Below are 18,004 nucleotides of genomic sequence, written 5' to 3' on the forward strand. Positions count from 1 at the left end.
GGACAGCGAACAGCGTGCTGCCGAACCGGTGTGTCGGCACCGGTCCCGCAGCACGCTCTTCCCCCGTCGGTGCGGTCAGCGGGTCCCCACAGCGGCACGCACGGCCCGGCGCGCCATCGCGCAGTCGTCGTGCAGCCTGCGCAGCAACAGCCGCTGCTCCTCGCCCGACGAGAGAGCACCCGGCCGCTCCTGGCCGCCGCCCGCGGGCGGCGCCTCCCGCATGGTCCGCTGGACAGCGGTCTCGTACGTACGGATCTCCCGCGTCAGTACGAGCATGAGGTTCACCAGGAACGCGTCACGCGCCGCCGGGCCGTTGACCTGGGCCAGCTGACTGATCTGACGCCGCGCCATCGGGGCGTCACCGAGCACCGCCCACAGCGTCGCCAGGTCGTACCCCGGCAGATACCAGCCCGCGTGCTCCCAGTCGACCAGCACAGGACCGGTGGGCGACAGCAGGATGTTCGAGAGGAGCGCGTCGCCATGACAGAACTGCCCCATGACCTGCTTGTTGCCCGCGTGGGCCAGACCGTGCAGCAGCTTCTGCAGATCACCGAGGTCACGGTCGGTGAACAGCCCCAACTCGTGATAGCGGGCGATCCGTGACGCGTAGTCGAGCGGAGCCTCGAACAGGCCCGCGGGCGGCCGCCAGCTGTTGAGCCGGCTGATCGCTCCGAGAGCCGCCCGCACATCCGCTCTCGGCGGGGCCTCCACCGGATGCCTCGTCAGAGCCGCGACCCGTCCGGGCATGCGCTCGATCACCAGCGTGCAGTTCTCCGGGTCCGCGGCGATGAGCCGGGGTGCCCGCACCGGTGGGCGATGGCGGACGAAGGCGCGGTATGCAGCTATTTCGTGGCGGAACCGCTCCGTCCACGCGGGGGAGTGGTCCAGTAAGCACTTGGCCACGGCGGTGGTGCGCCCGGTCGTGCCGACGATGAGGACGGACCGGCCACTGCGCCGCAGCACCTGCACGGGGTTGAACTCAGGGCAGATGCGGTGCACCGAGGCGATGGCCATCCTCAGCTGTGCGCCCTGGGGGCCGGACAAGTCGATTCTCCCGCTGAGCGGTTGTGTACCCAGCCCCGCCGGCCGCCTCATCCGACCCAGGCCGGGCGCCGGCGCGGCGTGGGGGTCGAGATACGGCCCGCCACCCGCCCCCATGGGACGGAGCGGGCGGGGCGGGGCGGACACGGAGGACGATGCTGTGTACATGAGCGAGACAGATCCCTTCGTGCGCCGACAAGTTGCGTGCGCCGCCCCGGCCGGCGGCCGTCCGGCACCCTGGGGAGTACCTAGGGCTGCCGGGCGGGGTGGCGCTTTCCTACCTTACACCGGGCCGCGGGTGGCAGACCATCTGGCGCACCCTGGCGAACCCTGGCGAATAGTCGACCCGCCTTTGCCAGGGGGTTAGTGTCAAGTCAGCCGAGAACCTGGGGGCTTGACGTGAGCGGAGAACCCAACACCCGCCTGAACGACCTGTTCGGCCTGGCCGGATGGTCCAAGGGCGAACTCGCGAGAATGGTGAACCGACAGGCGGCGGCCATGGGCCACCTCCAACTGGCGACCGACACCTCGCGGGTCAGGCGTTGGATCGACATGGGGGAGTCCCCACGCGATCCCGTGCCCGAAGTGCTGGCAGCTCTGTTCACCGAGCGACTCGGCCGTGTCGTGACCATCGAGGACCTCGGGTTCGGCCGACGCGGGCGTGTGGGGAAACGGCGGGACGCGGGGACGGAGAAGAATCCCGACGGCCTGCCGTGGGCGCCCGAACGGACGGCAGCGGTCCTCACCGAATTCACGGGAATGGACCTCATGCTCAACCGACGCGGCTTGGTGGGCGCGGGCGCCGCGCTCGCCGCCGGCTCAGCTCTCACCAGCGCCATGTACGACTGGCTGCACTCCGACCCCGCTCCGGCGGCCGACGCTCCACGCCTCAATGACGCGATGTACGCCGACAACGCCGGCTTCGACCGGTACGAGGCGGCCCCCATCGGCTCCGAGGAGATCGAGGCACTCGAACGCTCGGTCGAGGTGTTCCGCGCCTGGGACGCCTCCCGCGGCGGCGGCCTCCAGCGCAAGGCGGTCGTGGGCCAGCTCAACGAAGTGGGGGGCATGCTCTCCTACCGCCACCCCGACCACCTCCAGCGCCGCCTGTGGGGCGTCGCCGCGAATCTCGCCGTGCTCGCGGGCTGGATGTCCCACGACGTGGGCCTCGAACCCACGGCCCAGAAGTACTTCGTCATCGCCGCCCACGCGGCGCGCGAGGGCGGCGACCGTCCACGCGCGGGCGAGGCACTGTCCAGGGCGGCACGCCAGATGGTGCACCTGGGCCGTCCCGACGACGCCCTGGACCTGATGAAGCTCGCCAAGTCCGGTTCCGGCGACGAGACACTGCCCCGTACCCGGGCCATGCTGCACACCATCGAGGCATGGGCCCAGGCGTCCATGGGGCGTGGCCAGGCCATGCGGCGCACCCTCGGGGAGGCCGAGGAGCTCTTCGTCTCCGACAAGGGAGACGTTCCGCCGCCCAGCTGGATGCAGATGTTCGACGAGGCGGACATGCACGGTATGCAGGCACTCGCGTTCCGTACGCTGGCCGAGCACGATCCGGCGGCGGCCTCCACCGCGCAGCGCCATGCCAAGCGGGCGCTGGACCTGCGTATCAACGGTCGTCAGCGGTCCAAGATCTTCGACTACATCTCACTCGCCTCGGCCTGCTTCATCGCCGACGACCCCGAGCAGGCCGACCGGTACGCACGGCTGGCCCTGGTGTCGATGGGGGAGACCTCCTCGCACCGTACCTGGGACAGGCTCCGCGAGATGTACCGGCTCACCGGCCAGTTCGCGGGGTACGCGAAGATCGAGGATCTGCGCGAGGAGATCGAAATGGCCCTGCCCCAGAGCACGTTCAAGAAGTCCCGGGGCAGCCAGATCTGAAGCCGGACGACGCGGGCGACTGCCCCCGTTCGTCCGCCCGCCTCATCCTCCGATGCGGGCAACCAACACACACGCGTCGTCCAGGCGCTCGGTCCCGCCGAACTCCTCGACAACGGCTCGTACACAGTCCTGCGCCGTGCGGGCCTGTGCGAAGCGCGGCGCGAGAGCGAGCAGTGTCTCCGGGCCCGCACCCCGGTCCCTGCGACGCGTCAGGCCGTCCGTGTGCAGAAGCAGCACGTCTCCGGGCAGCAGCCGCACCTGGTCCTGTTCGTAGGCGACCCCGGAGGCCGCGCCGAGCAGTACGCCGTCGGGCCGGGGCAGGGGACGCCCCGTTCCGTCGCGGAACAGCAGGGGCGCGGGGTGCCCCGCCTGTGCCCAGGCGAGGGTGCCGGTCGTGGGGTCGAAGCGGCAGCACACGGCGCTGCCCAGGGCCGGCTGAACCGTCGATTCGAGCAGCTGGTTGAGATGGCCCATCAGGGCTCCGGGTTCGATCCCGGCCACGGCCATGCCGCGCAGCGCGCCGAGGAGCATCGCCATGGCCGAGGTGGCCGGGATGCCGTGGCCGGTCAGATCGCCGACCGTGAGCAGTGTCCTGCCGTCCGGCAGCTCCAGCGCGTCGTACCAGTCGCCGCCGATCAGGTCGCTCGACTCCGACGGCAGATAGTGGCCGGCGAGGTCGAGAGCTCCGGCTCCCTGCCGCGGCAGCCGGAGCGAACCACGCCACGGAGGCAGTACGGCCTCCTGCAACTCGACGGCCATCCGGTGTTCGGTCCGCGCCCTGTGCTGTTCGTGGTTCACCGAGTCGCGGGTCCTGACGACGACGCCCTGGCTGCGCCGCAGCTCGCTGACATCGCGCAGGACCGCCCACATGGAGGCGGTGCAGCCGTCGGCGTCGAGCACGGGTTCCCCCATCATGTGCAGCGTCCGCACATGACCGGTGTTCCGCAGGATGCGGAACTCGCCGTCTATCGGTTTGCCGTCGACCAGGCAGGCCGTCACCATCGACGTGAGCAGTGGCTGGTCCTCGGGGAGGAGGACGGACGGCAGCTCGTCGAGGGACAGGGGCCCCGACGCGGGGGCCCTGCCGAAGATCTCGTACAGCTCCTCGGACCAGCTGACCTCGTCGGTCAGCAGATTCCATTCGGCGCTGCCGACTCTGCTGAGCAGCGAGCCGGGCTGTGCGTCGGTTCCGCGCCCCTCGGCGCTCGTCGGCTCCGGCTCCGCGGTCGCCTGGACCGGCAGCCCTTCCCTGAGCTGTCCCAGATGTCCGTCGAGGTCGTCGAGATGGTGGACCGCGAGGTCGCAGAGCGCGCGCTGCCAGCGCAGCTGAGGATCGTCCTCGTCGATCACCACGGCGTCCCGCCGCACGGCGTCCACATCTCCGCGCAGTCGACGGGCCCGGTGGATCAACGCATCGACGGCATCTCGCTCGGGAGGCTGTGGTGCGGGGCGGTCCGCGAACAGATGGGACGGCATCTCGTACTCCGATACAGGCGCGGCGGCCAGGTCTCAAGGTGGACCGAGACGACTGTTGCACAGGCTGCGGGAGGCCGTAAGGGATTTGGCAACACTCGATACGTTGTTGCTTCTGGCATATGCCATGGGCCTCGCGAAGTGAGGCTCTTCCGAACACCCTTGCCTTTTAAGGGGCGTTGAGGAGCCCCTTGGTGAGGTTCCGGGCATTCGGCGCACGCCCGCGCGAGATTTTCGTCAGCGCGCGCCCCCTGGGGGCTGGTCCGGGAATGGCGCCGCCCCGTCCGGCGTTACGTCACCAGAATGAACGAAAACGACACCCATTCCCATCGCGGGAGGGGGTCGGCGCACGCATCTGGAGGTGCCCATGGCACGCAGTGAGACCAGGCCCGTAGTCACACTCCGGTCGACCGCCGGAACGGGGCAGACCTATGTGACGCGCAAGAGCCGTCGTAACAACCCCGACCGGCTGCAGCTGCGCAAGTACGACCCGGCGGCGGGGCAGCACGTCCTCTTCCGGGAGGCTCGCTGACCTGGTGAGGGGTGGTGACGGTTCCCGGTCGGTGCTCTCGGTCACATCCGGGGGTGGCGATTCTTGGGAACCGGGCAGGATGGTTTACCGTTCATCTATGTGTGGGTGAACGGCCCTGCCGAAAGCGGAGGCCCTTCGCGCCCACCCCCTGAGCCGCCCCGGCCGGATTCCCCCGATCCGGCCGGGGCATCCCTTCTTCCCCGGCCCGCTTTTCCCTGGCCCGCGCACCGGGGCGTCGCCCGGCTCCGTAGGCGTCACATGCTTTCGTCGAGGTCCGCCGCGTAGTGCTCGATGGCCGGCCGGTAGCGCGCCACGTGAGGGTCGGTACTCGTCGCGGCCACCAGGCGCAGCAGAATCTCCATCGCCTCGTGGTGCTCGCCGATGTTGTAGAGCGCCATGGCGAGGAAACTCCGCAGCGCCCCGTCGTCCGGGAATTCCGCCACACCACGGCGGAGCGTCTCGACTGCCTGCCCGTACCTCCCCAGTACGCGGTACGTGCTGCCGAGACCGAGGAGCGCGCCCCGGCGGTCCTCCTCGGTGAGGCCGGGCAGCTGGAGGCCGCGCTCGTAGTACGACACCGCCTCCGCCTCCAGTCCCAGCACGTCATGGGCCCATGCGGTCTGATAGGCCACATCGGCCGCGTCGGGGAACTGGGCGGTGAGCGCGAGAAGACGCTCCCTGGCCCGTTCGGGGCGGCCCTCCACCCGCAGCCGTACGGCCTCGGCCAGCAACGTGTCCTTGTCTTGTGCGCTCATGCCCTCATCGTCGCAGGCAGGCCGGCCCCGCCGACCGCGGGTACCCGACCTCGCGTGTGGTCAAGGAAGTTCGGGGCAGTCTTTCGCCCATGACTGCTGAGACGGAACGGACCGGAAAGAGACGCTGGGGCCGACTGCTGGTCCGGGCGGCGATGTTCGTGGCTGCGGTCCTCGGGCTGGTGGCCTTCTCCGTGGTCCTGGCCCATGTGACGCTCACGCCGTCACCGGCCTCGGAAGACCTCGTGACGTCGAACCTGCGGCCCGGACGGTCGCTGCGGCAGTACGCCGAGGACTACACCTTCCTCGCCGCCTGCAAGCAGGCGGGCGGGAATCTGCTGCTGGGCGCACCGTTCGGTGTGCTGCTGCCGATCCTGGTGGCGCGCAGGCTGCGGATGATCCGCATGGCGCTCCTGACGGTGGCGGTCATGGTGGTGGTCGAGCTCATCCAGGGGGCGCTCGTCGCGGGCCGGGCCTTCGACATCGATGACGTGATCCTCAATACGTCCGGCGCCCTGCTCGGGTATCTGCTGGTGGGCCGCCGGCTCAGCCATCGCTATCACACCCTCGGAGAGGCCTCCCCGGCACCGGCACCGGCGCCGGTACCCCCGCCGCCGCCGGCTCCGGCCCCGGCTCCGGCCGCCGCCCGAAAGAGCCGGAGCGCGTCCGCTCCGGCTCGTGGCCGGGCACTGATCGCCCGTATCCGGAAGTACCGGCCGGGTCGCGTCGGGGGAGCACCGCGACCCGGCCGTCGTCGCCGCTAGAGCGCCGGGTAGGCGTTCTTCATGAGCTCCTGGAACTGGGCGGAGAACCAGTGTCCGGCGACGGGGGCGTTCGCCAGCGCGCCGGACATGCTGTTGCCGTTACGGGGGTTACCCGTGTACGTCGGGTCGCACATCCGGTCGAAGCCCTTGCCTTCGTCGTTCGGGATCGCCTTGCTGGAGCCGTCCGACTCGCCCGGGGGCTTCACCCAGACATAGGCGTCGATGCCGGGCTCCGGTGCCGGCTGCGGTCGTTCACCGAGGCCGGCTCCGGACTGGTTGCACCAGTTGCCCATGTGGATGCGCCGGTCGTAACGGCCGCCGTTCACGTAGGTGTCGACGCTGGTCGTCGCCCCCGGTCCGGTGGGCCTGGCGGTGCCGCCCCAGCCGTTGCGTGAGGTGTCGATCAGCATGCCGATGCCGGAGTTGAAGCCGATCGAGACCAGCTTGGCGCGGAAGGCCTGGGCGAAGGACAGCTCGTCCGTGTAGCGGTTCCAGTCCACCCACTTCGACTGCCGTACGGAGGTTCCGTTGACGGAGTCGTCGATGGAGAAGTTCTCCTCCTTCAGCGCGCTGTAGTTGGCGGTGTTGGTGATGAACCCGTGCACGTCGTTGACCGTGGCGCCCTCGGCGGTGGCCGCCGCCTTGAACATGTCGGCCGACGGGGCGAAGTTGTCGTCCCAGCCGATCCAGCCGTGGTGTCCGGCGTCGATGTAGTTGTAGACGTTGGGGGCGTCGCCGAGCTTGTTGAGCGCGTATCCGACGCCCTTGATGTAGTTGCCGTTGGCCTTCATGACGTCGCAGGCCGGGGTGGCGGTGGCGCGGCTGCCGGTGTTGGTCACCAGGTTCGGCAGCGAGTCGATCTCGACCGTGTTGACGATGCGCAGCCCGGCGTACTTCGGGTCGGCGAGGATCGCCGCGATCGGGTCGATGTACTCGGTCTTGTACCGGCCGATCTCGGTGGGCCCGAGCTCGCCGTTGGAGGCGAGCGCCGCGCAGTCGCGTCCCGGCAGGTTGTAGATGACGAGCTGGACGACGAGCTCGCCGGAGCCCTTCTGCGCGAGGGCCGCGTCCAGGTGGTCGCGCAGGCCCATGCCGCCGTTGACGCCTTCGATCGCGGCGATGCGGTCGAGCCATACGGCGGTGGGCTCGTTGGCGACGCGGGAGCCCCCGGGCTCGGCCGCGGCCTTCGCGGACCACTCCGGGTTCACATAGACGTCGGCGCCCACGTACGGGTTGTCGACGCGGTCACCCGTCGGAGGATCGGTCGGGTCCGTGGGGTCGGTCGGGTCCGTCGGGCCGCCGTTGCAGGTGACCCCGTTCAGTTTGAACGTCGCGGGCACGGTGCTGTTTCCGTTGCCGGTGGCGTTGAAGCCGAAGGAGGCGGAGGCACCGGTGGCCAGCGAACCGTTGTACGAGACGTTCTTCGCGGTGACGGCGGTGCCGCTCTGCGAAACGGTGGCGTTCCAGCCCTGGGAGACCTGCTCGCCGGCGGCGAACGACCATTGGAGCTGCCAGGCGTTGACCGCGTCTCCGGTGTTGGTGACGGTCACGGCGCTGGTGAAGCCGCCGTTCCACTGGTTCTGGATCTTGTAGTCGACGGTGCATCCGGCGGCTGCCGCCGCCGACGGTACGGCTGCGGCGGCGGTGCCCGCCGCGGCGGCGACCAGAGCTCCCGCCGCGATGAGGGCGGTGCGTGATCTGCGGACGGGGGTGCGGCTCGTGCGGCTCATGAGAGTTCCGTTTCCTCAGCTGTCGAGGGCGCGCAGATGATCGCGCAGCCCGATTCCGTACGGGGTGGGGGTGCCGTCGTAGTTGCTGATCAAGGCCGGACCCGAGGAACAGTCCCAGGTGTTCCAGGTCCATCCGAGATAGGAGAGTCCGCGGTCGTCGAACCACCGCATGACCCGGTCGGCGAAGCCGTGGGAGCAGGTGTTCTCGCCGATCTCGCCTGCGACGAGGGGGACTTCGGCGGCGACCGGTGCGAGCGTGGAGTTCCAGCAGGTCTCGTTCGCACAGACGTTGAAGTTGTAGACGTGCCAGGCGGCGGCGAGATTGCCCGCCGGGTCGGCCGGCTTGTGCTGGAGCCACTGACCGAGGTCGTTGGAGTACGCGAGCCCGCCGGCCAGGATCAGGTTCCTGGCGCCGGTCGCCCGTACCGCGTCGACCAGGTCCTGCATGCCCGCGACCTCGTAACCGATGCCCGGGCAGCTCCCGCCGTCCCGCCAGCAGGTCCAGGCCTGGCCGAGGGTGGGTGTGGCGCGGTCCGGATACGGTTCGTTGAACAGGTCGAACACCACGGTCGGCTCATCCTTGAAGGCCGAGGCGACCGAGGACCAGAAGGCCGGTGTGTACCGCGCGTCGGGCATGGGCTTCTGGCAGCTGGCGTGTACATCGGAGCAGCCCGCGGAGTTGCCGGTGTACTGCCCCCAGGTCCAGTGCAGTTCGACCATCGGTGTCATGCCGTGGGCCTTGACGCGCTGGACCAGGTCCTTCACGGCGTTGATGTAGTTGTTGCCCGCGTAGCGCGGATCGATGTTGGTCAGGCCAAGCCAGCACTCCTCGTTCAGGGGGATACGGACGGTGTTGGCGTTCCAGTCGGCGATCGCCTGGACAGAGGCGTCGTCGACCGGCCCGTCGAAGATTCCATGTCCTTGTACGCACATGAACTCCCCGCCGGAGCGGTTGACGCCGAGCATGCGGCGGGTGGCGCCGGTCTGGTCGACGAGCTTGTTGCCCGACACCTTCAGTACCGGCGGACCGGCCGGTGGGTCGGGTGGATCGGTCGGGTCCGGCGGGTCGGTCGGGCCGGGGTCGCCGCCGCACGGCGTCCCGTCGAGTGTGAACGCGGCGGGTGCCGATCCCGTACCGGCTCCCGAGGCGAGGAAGCCGGCACTGACGCTCGCGCCGGTCGCGAGCGTGCCGTTCCAGGTCTCGTTCGCGGCGGTGACGGTCCTGCCCGACTGCGACCACCGTGCGTTCCAGCCCTGCGTGACCTTCCGGTCGCCGGGCAGATCGAATCCCAGACTCCAACCGCTCACGGAGGAACCCAGGTTGGTGAGCGTGACGGACCCCTGGAATCCGCCGTCCCACTGGCCGGTGGTCGTGTACTCCACCGTGCAGACGGGTGCGGAGCCGGAGGCGGTGACCACGGGGGCGACGGTGATGCCGACCGCGGCGAGAACAGTTGCCAGGACCAAGCGGAACACGTGCCGTAGATGTGGCGAATGCGGGGGGTGTCGCATGAAGCGACTCCTTACAGACCAGACGTGCCCCCTACGGCACGTCGACTGATGGAACCGCTCCCACTGGTGTGGCATGACGTTAGAGCGTCAATTCGTAACGGTCAACAGACCCGTTCTGATCTCTTGCTATCGAATTTATTCGACTCTTCAAGTCTCTTGACTCCCTTTTTCCCCATCCCCATGCTGGGAGCGCTCCCACTGGTTCAAGGCTTGTGCTCAACCCCGCACACCCCCCATGTCGCCGAGCCGCGAGGAGGACCTGCGCATGCCATCGGGAAGCGCACGAAGAGCATGGGTACCAAGGAGATCCGGCAGAACCGGAACGACATCGCGCAGGTTATGGACGGCGCTCGCCGCCGCCTTCGCCCTCCCTCTGGGCATGACCGCGGCAGCAGACGCCCCGGCCCAGGCAGCCGCCGTGCAGTGCAGCGTCGACTACAAGGCCAATGACTGGGGTTCGGGTTTCACCGCCGAACTCAACGTCACCAACCGGGCCTCCACCCCGGTCGACGGCTGGACCCTCACCTACAGCTACGCGGGCAACCAGACGCTCAGCAACGGCTGGAGCGGCACCTGGTCGCAGTCCGGGAAGAACGTCACCGTCAAGAACGCCTCCTGGAACGGGACCATCGCCCCGGGAGCCGCGGTATCGACGGGCGCGCAGTTCACCTACAGCGGTACGAACGCCGCCCCCACCGGCTTCGCCGTCAACGGCACGACCTGCGCCGGCGCCCACCAGCCGCCGATCACCGTCCTCACCAGCCCGGCAGCGGGCTCCGTCTTCACGGCCGGGGACCCGGTGCCGCTCGCCGCGACGGCCGCCGCCGCGGACGGCGCGACCATCAGCAAGGTCGAGTTCTACGACGACACCACCCTCCTCGGCACGGACACGACCTCGCCGTACTCCTATACCGCCGCGGGGCTGTCGGCGGGCGGGCACTCCGTCTACGCACGGGCCTACGACAGTCTGGGCGGATTGGCCGAGTCACCGCCCGCGGGCATCACGGTCGTCGCCGGCCCCGCCGTCGTCGCCACGCCGGCCCAACTGGGCGTCCGGCAGGGCACGTCGGGGACCTTCGGCGTCTCACTGTCCACCGCACCGGCCGCCCCCGTCACCGTCGGCGTGGCCCGGACCGCGGGCAACACCGGACTGACGGTCACCGGCGGCGCGAGCCTCTCCTTCACACCGTCGAACTGGTCCACGCCCCAGAAGGTGACCGTGAGCGCGGACAGCGCGGGCACGGGCGCCGCCACCTTCACCGTGACGGCTCCCGGCCACGCCAAGGCCCAGGTCACCGTCACGCAGCTGGCCGCGGCCAAGACGTACGACGCACGCTTCCTCGATCTGTACGGGAAGATCACCGACCCGGCGAACGGCTACTTCTCGCCGGAGGGCATTCCGTACCACTCCGTCGAGACACTGATCGTGGAGGCCCCCGACCACGGGCACGAGACGACGTCGGAGGCGTACAGCTATCTGATCTGGCTGCAGGCGATGTACGGAAAGATCACCGGGGACTGGACGAAGTTCAACGGTGCGTGGGACACCATGGAGAAGTACATGATCCCCACCCACGCCGACCAGCCCACGAACGGCTTCTACAACGCGTCGAAGCCCGCCACCTACGCACCGGAGCACGACGCGCCGACCCAGTACCCCGCCGTCCTCGATCCGTCGGTGGCCTCCGGCTCCGACCCTCTCGCGGGTGAGCTGAAGAGCGCGTACGGCACCGACGACATCTACGGCATGCACTGGATTCAGGACGTCGACAACGTCTACGGCTTCGGCAACACACCCGGCACGTGCTCGGCCGGGCCCGCCGAGACCGGGCCTTCGTACATCAACACCTTCCAGCGCGGACCCCAGGAGTCGGTCTGGGAGACCGTCACCCACCCGACCTGCGACAGGTTCGCCTACGGCGGCAAGAACGGCTACCTGGACCTGTTCACCGGGGACGCCTCCTACGCCAAGCAGTGGAAGTTCACCAACGCCCCCGACGCCGACGCGCGCGCGGTGCAGGCCGCCTACTGGGCCGATGTGTGGGCCAAGGAGCAGGGCAGGGCGAGCGAGGTCTCCGCGACGGTCGGCAAGGCCGCCAAGATGGGCGACTACCTGCGCTACGCCATGTTCGACAAGTACTTCAAGAAGGTCGGCGGCTGCGTCGGCCCGAGTGCCTGCCCGGCGGGCACGGGCAAGGACAGCTCGCACTATCTGATGTCGTGGTACTACGCCTGGGGCGGCGCGACCGACACCGCGGCCGGCTGGTCCTGGCGCATCGGCAGCAGCCACGCGCACGGCGGATACCAGAACCCGATGGCGGCGTACGCGCTGAGCTCGGTACCCGACCTCAAGCCCAAGTCGGCGACGGGACAGCAGGACTGGGCGAAGAGCCTGGACCGGCAGCTGGAGTTCTACCGTTGGCTCCAGTCCGACGAAGGCGCCATCGCGGGCGGTGCCACCAACAGCTGGAAGGGCAGCTACGCACAGCCGCCTGCCGGCACGCCGACCTTCCACGGCATGTTCTACGACGAGAAGCCGGTCTACCACGACCCGCCGTCCAACCAGTGGTTCGGCTTCCAGGCGTGGTCCATGGAGCGCGTCGCGGAGTATTACCACGAGTCGGGTGACGCGGACGCGAAGGCCGTACTCGACAAGTGGGTCGACTGGGCGCTGTCGGAGACCACGATCAACCCGGACGGTACGTACCGGGTTCCGTCCACCCTCAAGTGGACGGGTGCGCCCGACACCTGGAACGCGTCGAGCCCCGGCGCGAACAGCGGACTCCACGTCACCGTCGCCGACTACACCAACGACGTCGGTGTGGCCGGCGCCTACGCCAGGACGCTCACCTACTACGCGGCCAAGTCAGGCGACGCGGCGGCGAAGACCGTGGCGAAGGCGCTGCTCGACGGCATGTGGGACCACTACCAGGACGACGCGGGGGTGGCCGTCCCCGAGACCCGCGCCGACTACAACCGGTTCGACGACCCGGTGTACGTGCCGGGCGGCTGGACGGGCGCCATGCCCAACGGCGACACCGTCGGCGCGGGCTCGACGTTCGCCTCCATCCGGTCCTTCTACAAGGACGACCCGAACTGGCCGAAGGTCCAGAGCTATCTCGACGGCGGAGCGGCTCCGGTCTTCACGTACCACCGGTTCTGGGCACAGGCCGACATCGCGCTGGCCCTGGGCGCGTACGGAGACCTCCTGGAGTGAGGGACGGCACGGAGGTACGGGCCTCGGACCCGTACCTCCGTGTTCCCGCCCATGGTGCCGACGCGGCACCCGTTCGGCCCGTGACCGCTTGCGCGTCACCCCACGCCCACCCAGCGTGGGGTGACGTCGTACGCACCGAAGCCGTGCGGCTCACCTGCCGAGGAGGAGCCATGGCGGACGGTCAGTGGAGTCCGGGCCGCGTCGCGGGGGACCCGGACGAATTCCTGCCCGTCCTCGACGTCATCGAGCCGGCACGGCAGCGCAGGCTCACCGTCCTGCTGCGTCTTCTCCTGCTGATCCCGCACTTCCTCGTGCTGTTCGTCCTCTACATCGCAGCCGTGTTCACGGTGATCTTCGGCTGGTTCGCCGCACTCGTCCTGGGGCGGCTGCCCGGCCCCGTCTTCACCTACCTCAGGGGATACCTCGGCTACCACATGCGGGTCGCCGCGAGCGAGATGCTGCTCATCGACCGGTACCCGCCGTTCGCCCTCGATCCGCCGCCGGACTACCCCGTGCGGATCGAGGTGCGCCCGACGGATCTCAACCGGCTCGCCGTCTTCTTCCGTCTGTTCCTCATGATTCCGGCGGCGATCGTGCAGGGGCTCGCCACCAGCGGCTGGTTCGCGCTGTCGTTCCTCTGGTGGCTCATCACGCTGGTCCTGGGCCGGATGCCCCGCCCGCTCTTCGAGGCGACCGCGGCGACGCTGCGCTACCAGATGCGCTTCTCCGCCTACGCCCTGATGCTCACGCCGGCCTACCCGCGGGGCCTGTTCGGCGACGACGATCTCTCCGTGACGCGTCAGCAGACCCGCTCCGCGACCAGGCCGCTGATCATGAGCGGGGCCGCGAAGGCGCTGGTCGTCCTCTTCCTGGTGTGCGGTCTCCTCGGCGGGCTGGGATCGTCGGCGGCCGACTGGACCTCCGACGACATCGACGAGCACCGCGCTTCCGGTGGACAGGGTCGCGCGAACGCGCGGTCAACGGGCATGATCGCTCGATGACATGGACAGCGCCTGAAGTCACCCGGACGTCCGGACCTCTCGTCGCGGACGAGCGCGAGACACTGGAGAGCTTCCTCGCCTATTACCGCAACACGCTCCTGCAGAAGTGCGCGGGACTCACCGGTGAACAACTGGCCGAACAGGCCGTCCAGCCCTCCAACCTCACGCTGCTCGGCCTGGTGCGGCACATGGCCAAGGTCGAACGCACCTGGTTCCGCGACCGGTTCGCCGCTCTGCCGCTCGCGCCGATGTACGCGCCGGAGCTGGGTAAGGACGCGGACTTCGAGGCTCTGGCTCCGGAGCGAGCCGAGGAGGACTACGCGCGACTGGTCGAGGAGATCCGTCTGGCGGACGAGGTGGTCGCCGACGCCTCGCTCGACGACACCTTCACCCACAACGGCGCGGTCTACTCGCTGCGCCTCGTCCACGTCCACATGATCGCGGAGTACGCGCGGCACATCGGCCACGCGGACCTGCTGCGCGAACGCCTGGACGGAGTCACCGGGCCCTGAACGGTCAGGCGCCGCCGAACGCCCCGTCCGTCAGGACCGGGACGACCGTGCTGCGATCCAGCTCCGTCGCCACGACGACATCCTCGCCGTAACCCCCGTCGACGAGCTCCCGCCCCGAGGCGCCCTGGGTGACCGCGGCCGCGACGTCCGCGGTGCCCGTGAACGCGGTCGCGGCCGCCGCCGCCTCGGGCGAGAGCCGGTCCCTCCCGTGCGTGCGCAGCGCGGCGATCACGGCCCCGGCGCCCAGCAGGTCCTCCAGGGCGGGGCGAAGGCTGCCGTCGGGCCAGCGCTCTCCCGAGGCGATCACCGCGACCGGGCGCCCCGGGGTCCCGTAACCCCGGTCCGCGAGCCACCGCCCCACGGCGTCGGAGTTCCGCAGGGCCCCGGCGAGCACCTTTGACTCACCCGCGGCGGCGGCGATGGTGGACCCGTTGGGCGAGGGCAGCACCAGTCGGGGAGTGAAGGGCGCGCGGCGCAGGGCGGCCGGAGACAGTGACCACGGTGACGCCGCGGTGGCCGCTCGGCGCCCTACGGCCAGATCGGCGTTCATCCGGCCGGCGAACACCCGGGCGCTCTCGTCACGCCAGGGGTAGGGGAAGACTCGGGCCCCCGCCTCGACGGCGACCGTGACCGACGTCGTGAAGGAGAGCACGTCGACCACGACCAGGCAGTCGGCGTCCTCGGCGAGGCGGGCCGCTCCGGCGGGCCCCCAGTCGAACCGCACCCCATGACCCGCCTGCGCCCACCAGTTCGTCATGGGCGACGATCATGCCCCATCCGCTTGCGCAGGACATCGGCGATCCGCAGGCACCAGTCCCGGTTGCCCCGCTCGAAGCCCAGCCCGCGCAGGCAGGTCAGATACGGCCCGATCCGTTCACCGCTGCGCAGGAACTCCTCCTCGTCGACCGGGCCGCGCAACCGGAGCAGCAGCTTGCCGAAGAGTTCGATCTTGGCGTCCGCGAGCGCCGCGCGCTCCTCCAGCTGCTCGATCACGGGCCCGGCGTCGACCCGGTCGACGGCCTGGACCCTGACGAGGAGATCGTCCCGCATGAACGCGGCCTTCGGAGTGGCGGCCGCGAACCGTTCCAGCTCCGCCAGGCCCGCGTCGGTGACCCGGAACAGGCGCTTGTTGGGCCGGGTCTCCTGCACCACCTGCCGCCCGGCGACCAGTCCGTCCTGCTCCAGCTTCGACAGTTCCGCGTACAGCTGCTGGGGGAGTGCGTGCCAGAAGTTCGCGACGCCGATGTCGAACGCCTTGGCCAGCTGATAGCCGCTGTACTCGCCGTCCAGCAGCGCCGCGAGTACGGCGTGACGCAAGGCCACGGGCCACTCCCTTCCGTCGTGTCGGTTCCGCCTGCATCATAGTCAGGAAATTGAGTAGTCAGATCCTTGAGTATGACGAGTGCGAGGAGAGACAGCCATGACGACTGCCGACACCGCGGAACGCTTCCGTACCGCCGTCGAGAAGCGTGATCCGGCCGCCCTGGAGGACCTGTTCACCGAGGACGTCCGCTTCTACAGCCCGGTGAAGTTCACGCCGTTCGAGGGCAGGCCCATGGTGCTGGGCCTCTTCGGCGTACTGCTGCGGACGTTCGAGGACTTCCGCTACGTCGGACGGCTCGACGGCGCGGTGGACACCGCCGCCGGTGATCAGGCTCCGTCGGAGATCCTCGTCTTCAGGGCCACGGTGAACGGCAAGGAGGTCCACGGGATCGACCTGCTCCAGTTCGACGAGGCGGGCCGCGTCAAGGAGTTCACCGTGATGGTCCGCCCGCAGTCCGCCCTCAAGGCGCTCAGCGACGCCGTATTCGCGGGCCTGGTCGCCGACGGCCTCGTGCCGGATCCCGCCGGCGGCTGAGCACCGCGGCGCCCGCGCCGGGACGGGACACCCCGGCGCGGGAGCGCTCTCGCACGTTCGGGGCGTATCCCGGCATGGTGCGGGCACCCATGGCGATCAAGGGGTTACTCTGCGTCAGCTGCCTGACCGGTCGTCGAATCCCGAGGTGTCCCGCCAATGAACCGTATGAGCACCGTACTTGCCACGCTCGGCATCACCGCCGGACTGCTGGCCGCGCCCGCCGCGAGCGCCGCGCCCCACCACGAGAACAGCGGGCCGGCCGCGGCGCCGCGGCACGAACCCTGCACCGGTGAGTTCCAGGGGGACGCGCGACTCGGCCCCAAGTGGCTGCCCAAGAAGAAGCAGGCCCCCGTCGGTCCGCTGCTGAACGGCTACGAGAGGACAGGGGACCTCTCGCCCGCCGACTTCCTCAAGAAGTACTGGGAAGGGCCGGCCGACTCCGGGAGCTGGAAGTACCCGCCCAACGACGGTTTCGGCGAGGTCAACGGCGAGCTCGACAAGGAACCCGCGAAGCTCCGGCCGGGTCAGCGGCTGGACCGGTTCGGTTCGGAGTACGGCAGCTATCTCGCCCCGGCGGGTGACGCGTACGCCGAGCGCGCGCTGCCCCCGCAGAGCCTCAACACCCGTGACGCGGCCGTCGCCTGCGACTACCGCGTCTACAAGGTCGCCAAGCCGTTCTGGGTCTGGCAGGGCAGCATCGCGCCGTGGTTCGAACAGCCTGGTGGCGGTCAGCAGATCAAGCTCGACGCGGTCTTCCTGAACCCGGGCGAGGGGCAGCGGCTGAACGTGAAGTGGCTCCTGGACCACGACTACCTGAAGCCCGCCGGAGCCTAGGCCCATGGACCGCCCCCGCCTGCGGGCCGCGCTGCGGGCGGCAGGCGTGCCCGACAGCTACTACCGCATCGAGGGCGTCCACGAACCGGTCCCCACACCCACCGACTTCCTGTTCCTGCGGAAGGCGCCCGACGCGGTGTGGGAGACCGGGGTGTTCGAGCGCGGTACGTACGAAGTCGTCGCCCGGCACCCGGACGAGCGGACGGCCTGCGCCCATCTGCTGGGGCTGCTCGTCTGACGTGCCGGCCGCGTGTCGGACGCCCGCCCGCCCGGAGGCACCGGCCAAGGTGGACGTATGAACACAGCAGGCATCTTGGCCGACGCGTTCGAGCGCATCCGGGAAGCGGTGCACACGGCGGTCGACGGCCTCTCACCCGACGACCTGAACGCCCGGATCGATGAGGGCGCCAACTCGGTCTCCTGGCTCGTCTGGCACCTCACACGCATCCAGGACGACCATGTCGCCGACGCGGCGGGAACCGAGCAGGTGTGGCTGTCCCAGGGCTGGGCCTCCCGGTTCGGCCTGCCCTTCGCCGAGGACGCGACCGGGTACGGGCAGAGCGCCAAGGAGGTCGCCGCGGTACAGGTGGACTCGGCCGAGCTGCTTCTCGGCTACTACGACGCGGTCCACGAGCAGAGCGTCGGATTCATCCGGGGCCTGGACGGCAGAGCGCTGGAACGCGTCGTGGACGAGCGCTGGTCACCGCCGGTCACCCTGGGCGTCCGGCTGGTGAGCGTCCTTGCCGACGATCTCCAGCACGCCGGCCAGGCGGCCTTCGTCAGGGGTGTGCTGGAGCGCAGGTGACGGACCCCGCCGTCCGCATCGGCGACGCGCCAGTGCCCCCGGGCCGCACGGTCCGGGGGCACGCCCGTGCGTGCTCCGAA

General features: G+C 69.8%; 17 protein-coding genes. 10 read left to right on the forward strand and 7 right to left on the reverse strand.

What is annotated here, in order from left to right; genetic code table 11:
* Positions 1 to 75: 75 nt before the first annotated feature.
* Entirely contained in the window at positions 76 to 1,209 is a 1,134-nt protein-coding gene (locus AC07FA_RS16560; protein ID WP_479076172.1) for an aminoglycoside phosphotransferase family protein, read from the reverse strand.
* A gap of 231 nt (positions 1,210 to 1,440) precedes the next feature.
* On the opposite strand from AC07FA_RS16560, the gene AC07FA_RS16565 reads away from it, so the two are divergent.
* Positions 1,441 to 2,934 carry a DNA-binding protein NsdB gene (locus tag AC07FA_RS16565; RefSeq protein WP_479076173.1) on the forward strand — a complete coding sequence of 498 codons (1,494 nt, stop codon included), beginning with the start codon at positions 1,441 to 1,443 and terminating at the stop codon, positions 2,932 to 2,934.
* Positions 2,935 to 2,976: 42 nt separating this feature from the next.
* On the opposite strand, the gene AC07FA_RS16570 is transcribed toward AC07FA_RS16565, so the two are convergent.
* Entirely contained in the window at positions 2,977 to 4,410 is a 1,434-nt protein-coding gene (locus AC07FA_RS16570) for a PP2C family protein-serine/threonine phosphatase (RefSeq protein ID WP_479076175.1), read from the reverse strand.
* A gap of 364 nt (positions 4,411 to 4,774) precedes the next feature.
* Between AC07FA_RS16570 and rpmG the strand changes: the two genes are divergently transcribed.
* Positions 4,775 to 4,939 (forward strand): 50S ribosomal protein L33, encoded by a 165-nt coding sequence (gene rpmG, locus AC07FA_RS16575; RefSeq protein ID WP_479076176.1) that lies wholly within the window; start codon positions 4,775 to 4,777, stop codon positions 4,937 to 4,939.
* Positions 4,940 to 5,193: 254 nt separating this feature from the next.
* Here the strand turns inward: rpmG and AC07FA_RS16580 are convergent, their stop codons facing one another.
* Positions 5,194 to 5,694, reverse strand: coding sequence for a tetratricopeptide repeat protein (locus tag AC07FA_RS16580; protein ID WP_479076177.1), 501 nt, complete (start codon positions 5,692 to 5,694; stop codon positions 5,194 to 5,196).
* Between the two features lie 89 nt (positions 5,695 to 5,783).
* Here AC07FA_RS16580 and AC07FA_RS16585 point away from each other — a divergent pair, with 89 nt between their 5' ends.
* Positions 5,784 to 6,455 carry a VanZ family protein gene (locus tag AC07FA_RS16585; protein ID WP_479076178.1) on the forward strand — a complete coding sequence of 224 codons (672 nt, stop codon included), beginning with the start codon at positions 5,784 to 5,786 and terminating at the stop codon, positions 6,453 to 6,455.
* Here AC07FA_RS16585 and AC07FA_RS16590 read toward each other — a convergent pair.
* Positions 6,452 to 8,185 carry a glycoside hydrolase family 6 protein gene (locus AC07FA_RS16590; RefSeq protein ID WP_479076179.1) on the reverse strand — a complete coding sequence of 578 codons (1,734 nt, stop codon included), beginning with the start codon at positions 8,183 to 8,185 and terminating at the stop codon, positions 6,452 to 6,454. The two genes, AC07FA_RS16585 and AC07FA_RS16590, sit on opposite strands and share 4 nt — an antisense overlap.
* Before the next feature lie 15 nt (positions 8,186 to 8,200).
* On the reverse strand, positions 8,201 to 9,697 hold the full coding sequence (locus AC07FA_RS16595) for a cellulase family glycosylhydrolase (RefSeq protein WP_479076180.1): 1,497 nt from the start codon (positions 9,695 to 9,697) through the stop codon (positions 8,201 to 8,203).
* A 379-nt stretch (positions 9,698 to 10,076) separates the two neighbouring features.
* On the opposite strand from AC07FA_RS16595, the gene AC07FA_RS16600 reads away from it, so the two are divergent.
* The 3 genes from AC07FA_RS16600 to AC07FA_RS16610 all read left to right on the forward strand — a co-directional run bounded on the left by AC07FA_RS16600 (position 10,077) and on the right by AC07FA_RS16610 (position 14,427).
* The gene (locus AC07FA_RS16600; protein WP_479076181.1) at positions 10,077 to 12,914 is read left to right on the forward strand and encodes a glycoside hydrolase family 48 protein; all 2,838 of its coding nucleotides are present in this window, start codon (positions 10,077 to 10,079) and stop codon (positions 12,912 to 12,914) included.
* 170 nt (positions 12,915 to 13,084) lie between these two features.
* Complete coding sequence (locus tag AC07FA_RS16605; RefSeq protein ID WP_479076182.1) at positions 13,085 to 13,915, forward strand: DUF4389 domain-containing protein; 831 nt, start codon at positions 13,085 to 13,087, stop codon at positions 13,913 to 13,915.
* Positions 13,912 to 14,427 (forward strand): DinB family protein, encoded by a 516-nt coding sequence (locus AC07FA_RS16610; protein WP_479076183.1) that lies wholly within the window; start codon positions 13,912 to 13,914, stop codon positions 14,425 to 14,427. Before AC07FA_RS16605 ends, AC07FA_RS16610 begins: the two co-directional genes overlap by 4 nt.
* A 4-nt stretch (positions 14,428 to 14,431) precedes the next feature.
* On the opposite strand, the gene AC07FA_RS16615 is transcribed toward AC07FA_RS16610, so the two are convergent.
* Both AC07FA_RS16615 and AC07FA_RS16620 read right to left on the reverse strand, forming a co-directional pair.
* Positions 14,432 to 15,184 carry a 2-phosphosulfolactate phosphatase gene (locus tag AC07FA_RS16615; RefSeq protein ID WP_479076184.1) on the reverse strand — a complete coding sequence of 251 codons (753 nt, stop codon included), beginning with the start codon at positions 15,182 to 15,184 and terminating at the stop codon, positions 14,432 to 14,434.
* The gene (locus AC07FA_RS16620) at positions 15,181 to 15,750 is read right to left on the reverse strand and encodes a PadR family transcriptional regulator (protein ID WP_479076185.1); all 570 of its coding nucleotides are present in this window, start codon (positions 15,748 to 15,750) and stop codon (positions 15,181 to 15,183) included. The genes AC07FA_RS16615 and AC07FA_RS16620 overlap by 4 nt, the downstream gene beginning before the upstream one ends.
* 97 nt (positions 15,751 to 15,847) lie before the next feature.
* On the opposite strand from AC07FA_RS16620, the gene AC07FA_RS16625 reads away from it, so the two are divergent.
* From AC07FA_RS16625 to AC07FA_RS16640, 4 genes are all read left to right on the forward strand, one after another.
* Entirely contained in the window at positions 15,848 to 16,285 is a 438-nt protein-coding gene (locus AC07FA_RS16625; RefSeq protein WP_479076186.1) for a nuclear transport factor 2 family protein, read from the forward strand.
* A 156-nt stretch (positions 16,286 to 16,441) separates the two neighbouring features.
* A complete protein-coding gene (locus AC07FA_RS16630) occupies positions 16,442 to 17,119 on the forward strand; it encodes a TNT domain-containing protein (protein WP_479076187.1) in 678 nt (225 codons plus the stop codon).
* A 4-nt stretch (positions 17,120 to 17,123) separates the two neighbouring features.
* Positions 17,124 to 17,357, forward strand: coding sequence for a hypothetical protein (locus AC07FA_RS16635; RefSeq protein ID WP_479076188.1), 234 nt, complete (start codon positions 17,124 to 17,126; stop codon positions 17,355 to 17,357).
* A gap of 57 nt (positions 17,358 to 17,414) precedes the next feature.
* On the forward strand, positions 17,415 to 17,924 hold the full coding sequence (locus AC07FA_RS16640) for a mycothiol transferase (protein ID WP_479076189.1): 510 nt from the start codon (positions 17,415 to 17,417) through the stop codon (positions 17,922 to 17,924).
* The last annotated feature ends 80 nt before the right edge of the window (positions 17,925 to 18,004 follow it).

This window comes from Streptomyces sp. NPDC045968, assembly GCF_056430475.1.

Coding starts and splice junctions, on each gene's coding strand:
- AC07FA_RS16605 (WP_479076182.1), top strand. CDS start 13,085: ATGGCGGACGGTCAGTGGAGTCCGGGCCGCGTCGCGGGGGACCCGGAC.
- AC07FA_RS16600 (WP_479076181.1), top strand. CDS start 10,077: ATGACCGCGGCAGCAGACGCCCCGGCCCAGGCAGCCGCCGTGCAGTGC.
- AC07FA_RS16630 (WP_479076187.1), top strand. CDS start 16,442: ATGAACCGTATGAGCACCGTACTTGCCACGCTCGGCATCACCGCCGGA.
- AC07FA_RS16635 (WP_479076188.1), top strand. CDS start 17,124: ATGGACCGCCCCCGCCTGCGGGCCGCGCTGCGGGCGGCAGGCGTGCCC.
- AC07FA_RS16595 (WP_479076180.1), bottom strand. CDS start 9,697: ATGCGACACCCCCCGCATTCGCCACATCTACGGCACGTGTTCCGCTTG.
- AC07FA_RS16610 (WP_479076183.1), top strand. CDS start 13,912: ATGACATGGACAGCGCCTGAAGTCACCCGGACGTCCGGACCTCTCGTC.
- AC07FA_RS16590 (WP_479076179.1), bottom strand. CDS start 8,185: ATGAGCCGCACGAGCCGCACCCCCGTCCGCAGATCACGCACCGCCCTC.
- AC07FA_RS16570 (WP_479076175.1), bottom strand. CDS start 4,410: ATGCCGTCCCATCTGTTCGCGGACCGCCCCGCACCACAGCCTCCCGAG.
- AC07FA_RS16640 (WP_479076189.1), top strand. CDS start 17,415: ATGAACACAGCAGGCATCTTGGCCGACGCGTTCGAGCGCATCCGGGAA.
- AC07FA_RS16615 (WP_479076184.1), bottom strand. CDS start 15,184: ATGACGAACTGGTGGGCGCAGGCGGGTCATGGGGTGCGGTTCGACTGG.
- AC07FA_RS16585 (WP_479076178.1), top strand. CDS start 5,784: ATGACTGCTGAGACGGAACGGACCGGAAAGAGACGCTGGGGCCGACTG.
- AC07FA_RS16580 (WP_479076177.1), bottom strand. CDS start 5,694: ATGAGCGCACAAGACAAGGACACGTTGCTGGCCGAGGCCGTACGGCTG.
- AC07FA_RS16560 (WP_479076172.1), bottom strand. CDS start 1,209: ATGTACACAGCATCGTCCTCCGTGTCCGCCCCGCCCCGCCCGCTCCGT.
- AC07FA_RS16625 (WP_479076186.1), top strand. CDS start 15,848: ATGACGACTGCCGACACCGCGGAACGCTTCCGTACCGCCGTCGAGAAG.
- rpmG (WP_479076176.1), top strand. CDS start 4,775: ATGGCACGCAGTGAGACCAGGCCCGTAGTCACACTCCGGTCGACCGCC.